Here is a 13,130-nt window from a genome sequence, read left to right on the forward strand (position 1 = left end):
GTTTCTACTGGATCCCACCATTAGTTACCCATGTTACTCACGTGACAAATGTTACTCGTGTGACTATTGTTGTTGGCATCCCTGTCTAAACCGCACTAGACACAACAGTTTTAGACCCCGAAAGGTTCACCGTGGCTTTCTCTCGACGCTTGACCCGTGCCGCTGCTGCACTGACCACTGCCTGCGCACTGGCAGTCCCGACCGTGGTGGCTCCCGCAACCGCTGGCGCCCAGGTACAGGGCTCCATCGATCACTTGGGTCGCCCCGCGCCCCACGTCCTGAATCAAATCGAGGCTTTCGCCAACAACCCACAGCTGCCACCGAAAGTGAAGGCTTCCCTCAAGAAGCTGGTCGGCTTCTTCCGCGGTGACGGCAAGCCGGGCGTTGACGTTCCTAAGAACGCTCCTGCGTTTACCCAGTTCGGCTGGCCGACCGTTTCGGGCAAGTGCATCGGCGGTAAGAACAAGGCCGTCGGCACCGCCATGGGCGTCCCCGGCCCCGCCAAGCTTCCACTCCCGGGCATCGGCGCCGGTGAAGTCAACTTCGTCTTCACCGCTATGGGCACCGGGACCGTGGCAAAGAAGCAGACTGCTGCTATGAACGTCCACTGGATCAACATCAACACTGGCAAGATGGGCCGCACCCCACTGCGCTACACCGGTATCAACCCGAAGGGACCAGCCACCGTCAACGGTGTTGCCAAGACCGGTCGCGGCACCGTCATCGCTCTGCTGGAAGGTGGCGTGACCACCCACGAGAAGGAGTCCGGCAACTCCAACTGCAGCTTCCTGCCGACCGCAGCGCTGCTGCACGTCTAAGAGCTTCGACCTAGACCTCCGGGCTGCAAGCCCCCTCGGCCGCGCCTTCCTGCGCGGCCTTTTTCATACCTTCGGCCTTTACCCACACCTCGCCGTATTCCCCCGGACTCCACTCCCACCCGCTCACCACATTAATCTGAAACGATGGCTGACCTGCACAAAGTAAAACAAGAGACCTTCGACCTCTCCCACGCGATCAATATCGACCCGAAGGGCTTCGAACGCGCCGTCGACGCCTACGAGCTGTCCCCCAACCAGCCCGCGGCTGTGCAGTCTGGCACTGCCAACCCCAACCCGGTGCTCTACATGCGCCGCCCCACTCCTGGCCACCCACGCTTCCATTATCTCGAATCCTGGCTAGTCCCCCGCCTGGACATTCGCCTCAACAAATTCCACTTCTTCGACGGGATCGAGCCCACGCAGGACCTCTATATAGACATCGCCTTTATCGAGATTGATGACGCCACCACCCCACCAACCTGGCGCACCCGCGATATTTACGTGGATGTGGTGACGCACCTCCGCGAGTCCCCTTCTCCGGAACAGGCTCAGGCGAGCTCTAGCTACGCCCCGGGCACATCTTCAAAGACGAAAGTCCAGGTACTGGACCTGGACGAGTTGGGCGAAGCACTCCTGGCGGGTTACATCACCGCCGACGAGGCCCGCCGAGCTCTGGACTCCGCCCAGCGACTGCTGGATGGGCTGCACAAGTACGGCAGCGTGGCAAAATGGCTGGCCGCTCAAGGCATCCACCTTCGTCGCGCTGCCTAAGCCAGCCACGAGTTTAAACAGACTAGTACCTCGGGCGCTTCTCGCAGCCTACGCCATCGCCGTCACGGTCAAAGCGGCTAGAGAAACCTGCATCCCTCTGGTAGATCGGACGCCCCAAACGATTCCAAACGTCCTTACAGTTCTGGTAGTAGACGTTCTGCGCACGCGCTGGAGCCGGGCGCTTAGCCGGAGCAGGTCGCTTAGCTGGAGCCGGCTTGGCAGCAACGGGCTTCTTAGCTGGTGCCGGCTTAGGCGCCTTCTTCACTGGTGCCTTCTTTGCCGGTGCAGGTTTCGCCGGAGCCTTCTTCGCCGGAGCGGGAGGCGCAGGCGGATTAGGGATCAAGCCGGGCAGAGGATTGGGGATCAGCCGAGACTGAACCGCCCAGTTCACACCCGCAGCAATCAAAGCCCCCACCGCAAGGCTTCCGACAATCGCACCAATAACCGTCTTCAAGTCAGTGGACCCAACTGGCTTGGAGCTTAGCTCTGCACCCTGCGAATCAGTAGAGGGATCCTCATTATCTTCAGAGCCAGGTTCCCCGCTGTTATCCGGGTTTTCCGCCCCGGGATTGGGTGCCCCCTGAGAGGAGGAATTTACTGGAATACCTGCTGCATTATCCTGTGCAGCAGCTGGGGAGATACCGCCCATGACCAGGCTGACCGAAAGCGCAGCCACGATTACTTTTTTCATCATGACGTAAGAATAGACCGCTTTCTAACCCTGCTCTAAGCAAGGGCTTAAGAAGGGGTACTTTTTACTACCCCCACCGCTAAGCCAAGATCTGGCGGCCCATCACCATGCGGCAGATCTGGTTGGTGCCTTCGTAGATCTGGGTGATCTTCGCATCGCGCATCATGCGCTCCAACGGGAAGTCGCGAGTGAAGCCGTAGCCACCGAGAAGCTGAACGGCGTCAACAGTGACTTGCATGGCAACGTCAGAGGCAAACGCCTTAGAGCCCGCGGCCATGAGACCCAGCTTGGCGCCATCCTCAGCTACACCGCGCTCGGCGTTGGAAGCGGCGGTGTAGATCATCAGGCGGGCAGCGTCAATCTTCATCTTCATGTCTGCCAGCATGAACTGGGTGTTCTGGAAGTCAGCGATTGCCTTGCCGAACTGCTTACGCTCCTTCACATAAGCCACTGCCTGGTCGAACGCGCCCTGTGCGATACCCAGCGCCTGCGCACCAATCGTTGGACGGGTGTGATCCAAGGTCTGCAGGGCAGTCTTAAAGCCGGTACCCTCTTCGCCGATCATGCGGGAAGCTGGAACGCGGCAGTTCTCAAACAGTAGTTCTGCCGTTGGAGACCCCTTAATGCCCAGCTTGTGCTCATAACCGGAAACGCTGAAGCCCGGATCGTCCTTGTGCACCATGAATGCAGAAATGCCGCGCGCACCAGCCTCCGGATCAGTTACAGCCATGACGGTGTACCACGTGGACTTACCACCATTGGTGATAAAGCACTTGGAGCCGTTGATTACCCACTCGTCGCCTTCGCGGACAGCGCGGGTCTTCATCGCTGCGGCGTCAGAACCAGCCTCGCGCTCCGTAAGAGCGTAAGAAGCCATCGCACCGTTAGCGATATCCGGCAAAACCTCCTTCTTCAACTCTTCAGAGCCCTGGAGGATCAGCCCCATGGTTCCCAGCTTGTTCACGGCCGGGATCAGGGAGGAAGACGCACAAACGCGTGCTACTTCTTCGATGACGATAACGGCTGCGAGGGAGTCGCCACCCTGGCCGCCGTACTCCTCCGGTACGTGGATGGCGTTGAAACCAGCGGCGTTCAGGGCATCCAGCGCTTCCTGTGGGAAGCGTTCCTCTTCGTCTACGCCCTTGGCGTACGGTGCAATCTGCTGCTCAGCGAGATCACGGATAGCCTCGCGCAGAGCAATGTACTCGTCCGGTAGACGGAATGGTTCGAAATCAGGGTTGAAGCCCATGGTTAATTCTTCGCCTCTCTAGCAGTGAAGTTGAGAACGTTCTTTCCCACCGAGTGTAATGCGCTCCGGCGCGTCAGTGATTTGAAAGCGATAATTCCATATGGATTTTAACGCCGGCGCATCGGCCTTTGAATGCTGCAACATCACCGTCCTCTCACCTTTCGATAACAAAATGGGCAGCCTCATTGGCCACATACGCACCAGCCCTTTACAGTGATAAATATGAAGAGCCTACGCCGTCGCCCGGTCACGTTCCGTACTCGCAGCCCGCGAGCCGCTTTTACCACCGGTGCTGCCGCCTTGCTACTTGCCGGTACTGCACTGACTTTGGGAGCCTGCGAGGACGAGGACACCACCCCCTCCGAGGCCGCCTCTGTTCAAAGCCAGAGCGCAAACGACAACTCCGCTCAAACCCTTGCGGATCAGAAAGCCAACAGCACTGGCAGCACCGCCAGCAAGACCGACGACGGCTCCGTCGGCAAGGGTGGCATGTGCGCCACCAACGATCTGGAAATCACTACTGCAGACTCACAAGGTGCAGCTGGTTCTACCCTCGTGAATGTGGTGTTTAAAAACACCTCCACTGAACCCTGTTCGATGCGTGGCTTCCCCGGCGTGTCAATGGTCACCAACCACAATGGCACCCAGCTAGGTAAGCCCGCCCAACGTGAAAAGGGCGCTCCTAGCGAGACTGTAAAGCTTGATCCCGGTACATCCGCCATTGCTGGCGTAAAGATCACACAGACCGGCGCCCTTGACCCTAAGGACTGCAAGGCACAAAAGGCAGATGGCCTCCGCGTGTATCCTCCGGAGCAAACCAAGGCAGCATATGTGCCCATGAAGGGGCTGGAAGGCTGCTCCGGCGACGTAGAGTACCTCTCCGTGCAGCCCGTCAGCCTAGACAACCAAGCGGGCGATCAAAACTAGCTGCATTAGCAAACGGCTTCATTACTCACCGACATCTCACACCCACATCTCACTCCACACACTGTGCACACCACACCTTCCACCCCTCCCCCGTCCCGCTCCTTCACGTCCCGGTCCTCTCGGCCACGCGACCGCAAGTTCACTGCACTGTTAGGCGCGTTGGCCGTTGTTTCGCTTGTCGTCCGTGCTCTCCAACTCAGCCAGCGCACGTTCTATTGGGACGACTTCCTCATCCCAGCCACGTTCGACGGCGGATCCTTCGGTGATTACTTCACTAACTACGACGGTCACCTCATGCCCGCGTCGGCACTTATTCAAGTACTAGCCCATCACCTAGCGCCACTGAACTGGCTGCTCCCGGCCTCGCTTTTGTTGCTCTTTAGCGCCCTTGCTGCGGCACTGTGGGCTGTGTTCTGTATCCGTCTTACCGGTCGCAGCATCACGACCGTAGGACTCTACGCCGCCCTACTTTTCAGCCCTTTTCTCATGGACGCCGCCGGATGGTGGTCCGCCGGCATCAACGCCCTGGCCTGGCAGATCGGCATGGCTGGATTCCTCCTGTGCTTGTTTGCCGCCCATCGGAGTTTCGCCTATAGCTTCGCTGCCACCGTCGTACTGCTTTTAGCACTGCTCTTTACGGAAAAAGCGCTCACCATCGTTCCTGCAGCGATCGCCCTAGCGTTGCTAGCTGGCCTACCCCGGCGCGACCTGCTTCGCTTCTTCGCAGCCCCGGGTGCACTTTTCATCGCTTGGTCGCTGCTCTTCCTAACCCTTTCCCCACTACCTGCTGAAACCCCGGCGCGTCAGACGCTCTGGTCGGCGCTTCCCAATAGCCTCCTCACCACCGTGCTGCCCGGAATACTCGGAGGACCATTGTCCTGGGATCGTTGGTCCCCGTCTAGCGCGTTTGCCACGGCTCCGCCGTGGTGGGGCATCACCAGCGCGGTACTCATCGCCCTCAGCGTCGCATTGTGGCTACGTCGCGATACTCGCCGTCGCTGCTTGGGGGTGCTGACGATCCTGGCATACCTCGCCATCATCTATGCCCTGCTCAGCCGAGCACGCAACAGCACCGGAACCTCTGGCCTGCTGTTGTGCTCTATGCACTACTTCGCTGACTGGTTTACCTTCGCCGTACTGGCAATCGGTTGTTGTGCCCTTTCTTTTGGACGCTCCCATGTCTCCACCGGTCGCCCCACCAGCACGGGGACGAGACGACGCCTCTGGGTAGGGGTAGGCGTGATCCTCGTCGCTTTCAGCATCAGTCTTGTTTCGACCTTCACCTGGGTTCACACTTGGGACAATGATCGGACCGCGGATTACCTAGCCAACCTGCGCGCTGCCACCAAGCTGGATGGGTCGGGTGAGCCACCACAGCTCATGGAACAACCAGCGCCACTGGATATTCTCACCCCTGTAGTAAATCCATATGACCGAGTTTCCACCCTGACTGGCCAGCCGGCTGTCACCCAGTTAGACCACGAACCACAGATAATCGACGAATCCGGAAAACTGGTAGCTGCGGAAGTGGTGGCGTCGGCAACAAGCAATCCTGGGAAAGAACCCGAGTGCGGAGTACGTATCCGCGCAGGGCAATCCCGCGCTATCTTGCTGGATAAATCCCTGCCTTTCGGTGACTGGACCTGGCAACTCAATGCGACGGCAACCTCCGACATGACATTGACGATCACCACCCCCAACGGTCTGGAGGATGCCGAACAAACCGAACAGCGTGCCACCCAAGCCCAGGTGGACACACAACTCAAGCCCCGCTGGGTACGAGTTTCGGGCGGTGGCGGAATCCTGCTTGTACGTGCAGAGGTGGCGGATCGCCACAGTCGGGGCGGAGAAGACGACTTCGTATGTATTGGTGCTGGAGGCATCGGCCCGCTGGCGGAAAAGCGCAGCGCGGAATAGAGCTCCGTCCTATCCCGTTGAGAGAAACTGGAGCCGTTTTACGGCTAGCGAAGAAGCAAACACAAAAGGAGGACTGCAAGAATGTCTAACGCTCAGAATGTGATGATCCTCGGAGGCCACGGCAAGGTGGCATTGAAGGCGTCGCCCCAGATCGTCAAGGCCGGCCACACTGTCACCTCCGTAGTGCGCAACCCCGATCACGTAGCAGATGTGGAGGCTACCGGCGCGAAAGCCGTCGTACAGGACATCGAGCAACTAGACGTTGCCGGCTTCGAAAAGCTCTTCGCCGATCAGGATGTCATCATCTGGTCCGCGGGCGTCGGCGGTGGCGACGATGCACGCACCCTGCGCGTCGACCGGGACGCCGCAATCCGCTCCATCGACGCGGCAGGTTCAAAGCGCTACATCATGGTCAGCTACTTCAACTCCCGCGCCGACCACGGTGTGCCGGAGGATCACTCCATGTTCACCTATTGTGAGGCGAAGGCAGCAGCGGACGATCACCTGCGTGATTCGGCAGCCCAATGGACGCTCGTCGGGCCGTCTGCCCTGACGTTGGAGGAACCGACCGGTAAAATCGAGACTCGTGCGCCTAAGGCGGATGGAACCGCCAACGACGGCGATGCACTGAAGTCCAGCCAGGTCTCTCGTGCTGATGTCGCAACCGTCATTGCACAGGTTGTCGATCGCCCGGAGCTGGCCGGCCACTTTATTGAATTTAATAACGGCGATACCCCCATCGATGAGGCTCTCGGCGCACACGCAGGGAACTAAGCGGGGCTTTTGCCGAAAAATAGCCGAGCACACCCGTTCACTGCTCGGCTCTGAAAGGAAAGAGATTTCACCATGGCAGCTGGCCTTGCGGCTCTGTTAGACGATATTGCTCTTATCGCCAAGAAGGCCGCGGCCACGACGGATGACGTCGCTGCTATGGCGGGACGCACTTCTACGAAGGCAGCCGGGGTTGTTATTGATGACGCCGCAGTCACCCCGAAGTTCGTTGCCGGTGTAACCCCGGCGCGTGAGTTGCCCATCATTTGGAAGATCACCAAGGGCAGCCTGGTCAACAAACTGGTTATCATCCTGCCGATCATCCTCTTGCTCAGTTGGTTGCTGCCTGGCGCCCTTACTCCCCTCCTCATGCTCGGTGGCTTCTACCTGTCCTATGAAGGCGCGGAGAAGGTCCTCCATAAGCTTGGTCTGGGTGGGCATGAAGAAGACACAGCGGATACAGAGAACTCAGCGGACGCAGAAACCCCAGAAGACGCAGACAACGCAGACAACGCAGCCCAATCAGAGGATGCGTTGGTCCGTGGCGCGGTATTCACCGACCTCATCCTGTCCGCAGAGATTATGGTGATTTCGCTCAACGAGGTTGCTGACCAGCCCTTGCTGAACCGCACGCTGGTTCTGATTATCGTTGCCCTGCTCATCACTTTTGCGGTCTATGGTCTTGTCGGTCTACTCATCAAGATCGATGACATGGGATTGGCGTTGATGAGCAAGGAGGGTGCAAGCGAGGGGACGAAAAAATTCGGCCGTCTGCTTGTCCAGGGCATGCCGAAACTGCTCACCGCCATTGGCATCATTGGCACTTTGGCTATGTTGTGGGTCGGCGGGCACATTTTGCTCGTAGGTCTAGACGAACTCGGCCTGCACTGGCCCTATGAAAAGGTTCACCATGTGGTGGAGCGCGTCGAACACCTCGGTGGCGCAGTAACTTGGTTTACCGAGACTGGCTTTAGCCTGATTTTCGGACTGATCATCGGCGCAATTATCGTGGCGGTGGTCGCTGGGGTGAAGAAACTGCGTTCCCGATAGGCCGGCGCACGACAAAGGTATTTAAAGCCAAAAATACTAGGAGGCTCTGACATGTCCGCCAAGGAAGTAGCCCTCGTCCTCGAAGGCGGGGGGATGCGAAATAGTTACACGGCGGCCTGTATCGACCAGCTGCTAGAACACAATATTGAGTTCGGCTGGGTCGGGGGTATCAGTGCCGGAGCCTCTCACACCGTGAACTTCCTTTCCGGGGATCGGAAGCGTGCCCGCGAATCCTTTGTTGAATTCGGCGGTCACCCGAAGTCTGGAGGGTTTAAGTCTCTCCTGCGCGGCAGTGGCTACTTCAATGCGGAGTACATCTACGAAACCGCCGGAGCACCAGGCAACGACCTTCCCTTCGATTGGGAAACCTTCCAACGTTCCTCCTCCCAGATGTGCATCGGAGCTACCCGTGCTGATAACGGCGAGACGGTGTACTGGCGACGCGAGGACGTCAAGGATCTTCCCGACCTCATGCGCAAGGTGCGAGCCAGCTCCACGCTGCCGGGGCTTATGCCGGTGCCGACTATTGATGGCGTGGATTATGTCGATGGTGCCCTTGGGGAGTCCGGTGGCCTGATCCTCGACGCTGCCATCGAAGATGGTTTTGAGAAGTTCCTGGTTCTGCGTACCAAGCCCAAGGGATACGTTCGCCCAGCGCTTCGCAGCCCGCAGCTGGTGCGCGCGCTTTTGCGCAAGCGTCCCGCCGTCGCCCAGGCAATGATTGATCGTCCGCCGAAGTACAATCTAGCTTCCGACAAGATCGCAGAGCTGGAATCAAAAGGGCAGGCTTTGGTTTTTTATCCAGAAAAGATGCAGGTCAGCAATACTGAGCGCCGTCTGGATCGGCTAGAAAAATCTTGGCAGGACGGGATGGAGCAGACCAAGCGCGAGTGGGATAAGTGGATGGAGTTCCTCGGCGAGGCCTAGAGGAAGCTCAACAGCCCCAACACAATCAACATCGCTGCCACCACATAGCCTGCCAGCGCCACCATCTGCTCCTTGCGATGGCGCAGCCCGTCGATAAACTTCGCCAAACCACTATTCGGTTTCCTTAAAACCATGCCCAGTGCGATTGCAGAGAGCGCAGGCAGGCTGAGTGCGAGCGTGGCGTAAAGAACCACCGTCAGATATTTCGCGAAAGTGCTGATCTCCACCGTGCTTAGATAGGCTAGGCCAGCGAAAAACGGCGCCGACGTTGCGGACTGCACCAGTCCCAGCACCATGCCTGAAAGAAAGGTGCTTAGCGATGCCCTGCGGAGGGGCTTAGCCAGACGGTTGATCATAGGGCTCGGGTCGCCGCCTCGTAGCGTCAAAAAGGCACTAAGAAGACCGATTGCAATAAGCACCAGGCCAAAAATCGGCGACGCCAAAGCCGTCTGCACGACATCCTCAATGCCATTAAAGAGCAGAAGCGTTAACAAAGACAGCAGGAGTACGCCGCACCAGTCCCCCGCCACCAGCACGGCAGCAATGGGGCTATAACGCCGCGGCTGCGGATGCATGACTGCAATAGCGAAAAGCACGCCGATTAATAGGACGTTGACGGAATCAGCCAACGCGAAACTCACGGCGTGCAGCATGCGACAAGGATCCTTTCGAGGGCTCTCCGCGATACCTCAATTGGTGTGCGGAGAAGGTTGGAACTCTAGCGAACTTTAGCCAACCTTGCGACCGTGAACAAGGAAGTACACGGCGCCGCTCAAGACGACCAGCCCGGCCAACATTGCATACATGGCCTGGTAGCTGGTGGAAGAAACAATCATGCCTAACAGGATAGGACCAAAGCCAACGCCTACATCCAGGAGCAAGAAAAGCGTGGAAATACCCGCGCCCATCTGGTGCGGCTCCACCGCCTTAACAGCAATCGCCTGTGCGGCTGGCATCAGCGAACCATAGCCCAGGCCAGTGAGAGCACCGGCCAGGATGACCATCCAATCCTGTGTAGACGATGCCAGCACAACCAAAGCAATCGCGAAGGTCACCAATCCCAGATAGACGACAATATTGTCGCCCTTTTCATCCTGCACTTTGCCCAAAATGAAACGCATGACCAACGTGACCAAGGCATAGGCAAGGAAGAAGTATTGGGCACCGGTGACCAGATCGTTGCGTTCAGAGAAGCTGTTCAGGTAGGTGATTACTCCGGCGTAGCAAATACCGACTAGCAGCATAAAGAAACCGATGGGGGCAACCTTGGGATGCACGATCGCCGACAGGTTGAAGCTGGGACGGTGATGATGAGCTCCGTCCTTAGGCTCTGGCGAGCGAACCAATAGCGACAGCAGGAACGCCGCAACGGACATCCCAATTACGACCTTGAACATGGTGGAGTAACCAACCGACCCTACCAACCACAGACCCAGTGCCGGGCCAATAGCAGTAGCCAAGGTGGTGCCTAGAGCAAAGTAGCCCGTGCCCTCCGCCCGGCGCGCACTCGGAATCACGGACTGGGCAACGGCCATCACAGCGGTGCTGGCGAAAGCGTAGCCAATGCCGTGGATGACACGCACCGCAACTAGCAGCCCCAGAGAGTGTGCCGGAATGTAGAACGCGCAGGTTAGGATCACCAGAACCAGGGAGGTAAACAGAACACGTCGACGTCCCACCGCGTCGACGAGAAATCCCGAAAACACACGCGCGCCTGTCGCGCCGATGACGAAGGCACTGGAGGCCAGGCCTGCGCTTGCGTTGTTGGCCGCAAATTCCTTAACTGCATACCCTGCCATGGTCGTAACCAGAACGTAGAAGATCATGAACTGTGCAAAGTTCACCAACCATGCAAAGACAAAAGCCGGTGTTACAACCGGCTCTTTTGCTGACGTGGACGTGAGAAACACCCTCTTTTAACTTGTAAACTTAGCTGCGCCCTATGGCTCCTATTAGTTCAGCTGTGTTTTTACGAAAGGCAGATTATCAAACATCTGCAGCCCTTCGGGCGACTGCCTCCCACCTTGTTTTAGGCAAGTAGCACCCGTTCACCCACGCTTGGTCTCCAATATGCTGCCTCAGCTGCACTGATCGACTTGAGCTCCCGCGGGGTGATCTGAGACAGGGCGTCAATATAAGAAGGAACAACATCCCTCGGCAGCCGTAGCCCCACCGTTAGATGCGGCACCCAGCGTGGGCCTCGTCCGTCAGGGTTGAGCGCGCTCAGCTCGCGGGCGGCATTTTCCAGCTCATCGGTGGCTTCCAATAGCCACGCAACGGTTTGCTTCTTGCCTGTGCCGAAGACGACCACTCCCCTACGTTCAAGCTCGGAGGGGACGGCGCCAGGCAGGATTTCGCGGGCACGTTCCACAACATGCGGGGCCATGTTCGGGGAGAACGTGACTGTGATGTGTGGAGTCTGCCGTTGTAGAGGGAATCCACGATTGGCGAGTTCGTCGAAGACGCCACGGATGATGGCGCACTGCTCATCGGGCAGATTTAGAAGGATGTTTTCAGGTGAATTCACGGACATTGTCCCCATCCTATCTGGCCATGACCAGTGCACCGAGAGCGCTTTCGCCCACGAGAAGAGCTAATTAATGGACACGTACTCGGGCAGGTCCGCAGGCTTGTCCAGCGGCTGTTTTTTCGGATTCATATCCAAGCCCAACTCCTTGGCAAAAACCAAGCGGGTGGACTTGTAGACGCGCTCGTCGGCCTCGTCCAGCTCGAACACACGGGCACCTCGCAAGGTGTGCATGTCCCAGGTGCCGTCATGCAGACCATAGGGTCCGAACCCGGTGCCTGGGCAGTAGCCCAGCTCTACACCGAAGTAGTTGCCGTTGAATGAATTGATGTGGTCATGGCCGCAGTAGATACCCAGCACGTCGCCGCGCTCGCGGACGGCGGAGTAGATGCCAGGATTGAAGGCACCGACGTAGACATCCTCGTTCTTTACCCCTTCGATGCCATGGCGCTTCTTCGCCTGGCCGTGCTTGATGGGGTCGTTATTGTAGGGGCCGCCGAACCACATATCGCGGTGCTCATAGGTGGGAATGTGGAAATACATCAGGCCCGGGATTTTCTTGCCGAAACGCTCTTCGTAGCTACGGGAGGTATCGCGGTACCACTGGATCTGGTCACTATGGATGTAGTCATAGCCCGGAATCTCCTTGGTCTCCTGCCCCGCAAGCTCCTCGCCGATGTAGTTGCCGGAATCCAGTAGCCAGATGGCAAATGCTGGGTTCGGATTCGCGTTGCTCTGAACCAGCAGCGATACGTTGGATTCGCCATGAATCGGATCGTCGGCAACGTTGAGGTTGTACTTGTACTTGCGGACAAAGTTCAGCAGTGCGATCTCGTCGGCCTGGGTGCCGTCTTCCATGGAGTCTTCGTCGTGATTGCCGAAAGTAATGGCCCACGGGATTTTGCGGGACTCCATCGGCAGCACCACATTATTAACGGCCTGGAAAGCCTGCTCGGTGGTCTTCGGCCCAGACGAAATCACATCACCGTTGATCAGCGCGAAGTCCGGTTTTTCCTGGTCGAGGACTTTGCCCATGAATTCAATGGTGCGGCGGTCCGTTAGATGGTCATCCTGGGTGTCGTTGAACTGCACGATCTTGAACTTGCCGTTGCCATTGAACTTCAGCGGCATGTCTGCTCCGATGCCATTGTTGTCGCCACCGCTACTGTCGCTGCCGTCGTTACCGTTGCTGCCGTTTCCGCGGCCTGGACCAAAGCTGGAACCGGCCAGCGAGCCAGCCGACGAACTCCACGCCTGCGCCTGTGCTGCCGGCGCCAATGCCGCGGTGACGCCCAACGCTCCCGTCCCGGCCAGGAAGTTACGGCGGTTTACGCTCATTTTATTGGGCGCTTTCTGGTTTTCCGGCTGCTGCGAGTTGCTAGGCGAATTGTTGGACGAGTTTGTAGACACGATAGATGTGCTCCTTTTCTGCGAGAATTGAACTCCCACAAGTTATCGCCAATAGGTAAGCGCGAGGTTGCC

At 58.1% G+C, this 13,130-nt stretch carries 13 protein-coding genes; 7 read left to right on the plus strand and 6 right to left on the minus strand.

Going from position 1 to position 13,130, the window contains the following annotated elements; genetic code table 11:
- Nucleotides 1-131: 131 nt before the first annotated feature.
- Together AC06DS_RS09895 and AC06DS_RS09900 are read left to right on the plus strand one after the other, a co-directional pair.
- Entirely contained in the window at nt 132-818 is a 687-nt protein-coding gene (locus AC06DS_RS09895; RefSeq protein ID WP_448308193.1) for an Rv1157c family protein, read from the plus strand.
- Nucleotides 819-962: 144 nt separating this feature from the next.
- Nucleotides 963-1,589 (plus strand): DUF402 domain-containing protein, encoded by a 627-nt coding sequence (locus AC06DS_RS09900; protein ID WP_448308192.1) that lies wholly within the window; start codon nt 963-965, stop codon nt 1,587-1,589.
- Nucleotides 1,590-1,611: 22 nt separating this feature from the next.
- Here AC06DS_RS09900 and AC06DS_RS09905 read toward each other — a convergent pair whose 3' ends face one another.
- A complete protein-coding gene (locus tag AC06DS_RS09905; RefSeq protein ID WP_448308191.1) occupies nt 1,612-2,283 on the minus strand; it encodes an excalibur calcium-binding domain-containing protein in 672 nt (223 codons plus the stop codon).
- A gap of 76 nt (nt 2,284-2,359) precedes the next feature.
- Complete coding sequence (locus AC06DS_RS09910) at nt 2,360-3,529, minus strand: acyl-CoA dehydrogenase family protein (RefSeq protein WP_477100653.1); 1,170 nt, start codon at nt 3,527-3,529, stop codon at nt 2,360-2,362.
- A 222-nt stretch (nt 3,530-3,751) separates the two neighbouring features.
- Between AC06DS_RS09910 and AC06DS_RS09915 the strand changes: the two genes are divergently transcribed.
- The 5 genes from AC06DS_RS09915 to AC06DS_RS09935 all read left to right on the plus strand — a co-directional run bounded on the left by AC06DS_RS09915 (nt 3,752) and on the right by AC06DS_RS09935 (nt 9,121).
- Nucleotides 3,752-4,456 carry a DUF4232 domain-containing protein gene (locus AC06DS_RS09915; RefSeq protein WP_293789648.1) on the plus strand — a complete coding sequence of 235 codons (705 nt, stop codon included), beginning with the start codon at nt 3,752-3,754 and terminating at the stop codon, nt 4,454-4,456.
- Nucleotides 4,457-4,615: 159 nt separating this feature from the next.
- Nucleotides 4,616-6,373 carry a hypothetical protein gene (locus AC06DS_RS09920; RefSeq protein WP_477100654.1) on the plus strand — a complete coding sequence of 586 codons (1,758 nt, stop codon included), beginning with the start codon at nt 4,616-4,618 and terminating at the stop codon, nt 6,371-6,373.
- A gap of 81 nt (nt 6,374-6,454) precedes the next feature.
- Complete coding sequence (locus AC06DS_RS09925) at nt 6,455-7,147, plus strand: NAD(P)H-binding protein (protein ID WP_293789643.1); 693 nt, start codon at nt 6,455-6,457, stop codon at nt 7,145-7,147.
- Nucleotides 7,148-7,219: 72 nt separating this feature from the next.
- The gene (locus AC06DS_RS09930) at nt 7,220-8,194 is read left to right on the plus strand and encodes a DUF808 domain-containing protein (RefSeq protein ID WP_293789640.1); all 975 of its coding nucleotides are present in this window, start codon (nt 7,220-7,222) and stop codon (nt 8,192-8,194) included.
- Between the two features lie 51 nt (nt 8,195-8,245).
- Nucleotides 8,246-9,121, plus strand: a complete 876-nt coding sequence (locus tag AC06DS_RS09935) for a patatin-like phospholipase family protein (RefSeq protein WP_448308187.1) — start codon at nt 8,246-8,248, stop codon at nt 9,119-9,121.
- On the opposite strand, the gene AC06DS_RS09940 is transcribed toward AC06DS_RS09935, so the two are convergent.
- The 4 genes from AC06DS_RS09940 to AC06DS_RS09955 all read right to left on the minus strand — a co-directional run bounded on the left by AC06DS_RS09940 (nt 9,118) and on the right by AC06DS_RS09955 (nt 13,058).
- The gene (locus AC06DS_RS09940) at nt 9,118-9,774 is read right to left on the minus strand and encodes a hypothetical protein (protein ID WP_293789634.1); all 657 of its coding nucleotides are present in this window, start codon (nt 9,772-9,774) and stop codon (nt 9,118-9,120) included. The two genes, AC06DS_RS09935 and AC06DS_RS09940, sit on opposite strands and share 4 nt — an antisense overlap.
- A 75-nt stretch (nt 9,775-9,849) precedes the next feature.
- A complete protein-coding gene (locus tag AC06DS_RS09945; RefSeq protein ID WP_477100655.1) occupies nt 9,850-10,947 on the minus strand; it encodes an MFS transporter in 1,098 nt (365 codons plus the stop codon).
- A gap of 203 nt (nt 10,948-11,150) precedes the next feature.
- On the minus strand, nt 11,151-11,654 hold the full coding sequence (locus tag AC06DS_RS09950) for a 2'-5' RNA ligase family protein (RefSeq protein WP_293789629.1): 504 nt from the start codon (nt 11,652-11,654) through the stop codon (nt 11,151-11,153).
- A 60-nt stretch (nt 11,655-11,714) separates the two neighbouring features.
- Nucleotides 11,715-13,058, minus strand: coding sequence for a metallophosphoesterase family protein (locus AC06DS_RS09955; RefSeq protein ID WP_477100656.1), 1,344 nt, complete (start codon nt 13,056-13,058; stop codon nt 11,715-11,717).
- Between the last annotated feature and the right edge of the window lie 72 nt (nt 13,059-13,130).

It is taken from the genome of Corynebacterium sp. TUM25015, from assembly GCF_056393505.1.

What these genes read in the sequence shown, in the direction of transcription:
- AC06DS_RS09900 (WP_448308192.1), top strand. Translation starts at nt 963, where the DNA reads ATGGCTGACCTGCACAAAGTAAAACAAGAGACCTTCGACCTCTCCCAC.
- AC06DS_RS09905 (WP_448308191.1), bottom strand. Translation starts at nt 2,283, where the DNA reads ATGATGAAAAAAGTAATCGTGGCTGCGCTTTCGGTCAGCCTGGTCATG.
- AC06DS_RS09910 (WP_477100653.1), bottom strand. Translation starts at nt 3,529, where the DNA reads ATGGGCTTCAACCCTGATTTCGAACCATTCCGTCTACCGGACGAGTAC.
- AC06DS_RS09915 (WP_293789648.1), top strand. Translation starts at nt 3,752, where the DNA reads ATGAAGAGCCTACGCCGTCGCCCGGTCACGTTCCGTACTCGCAGCCCG.
- AC06DS_RS09925 (WP_293789643.1), top strand. Translation starts at nt 6,455, where the DNA reads ATGTCTAACGCTCAGAATGTGATGATCCTCGGAGGCCACGGCAAGGTG.
- AC06DS_RS09930 (WP_293789640.1), top strand. Translation starts at nt 7,220, where the DNA reads ATGGCAGCTGGCCTTGCGGCTCTGTTAGACGATATTGCTCTTATCGCC.
- AC06DS_RS09935 (WP_448308187.1), top strand. Translation starts at nt 8,246, where the DNA reads ATGTCCGCCAAGGAAGTAGCCCTCGTCCTCGAAGGCGGGGGGATGCGA.
- AC06DS_RS09940 (WP_293789634.1), bottom strand. Translation starts at nt 9,774, where the DNA reads ATGCTGCACGCCGTGAGTTTCGCGTTGGCTGATTCCGTCAACGTCCTA.
- AC06DS_RS09945 (WP_477100655.1), bottom strand. Translation starts at nt 10,947, where the DNA reads ATGATCTTCTACGTTCTGGTTACGACCATGGCAGGGTATGCAGTTAAG.
- AC06DS_RS09950 (WP_293789629.1), bottom strand. Translation starts at nt 11,654, where the DNA reads ATGTCCGTGAATTCACCTGAAAACATCCTTCTAAATCTGCCCGATGAG.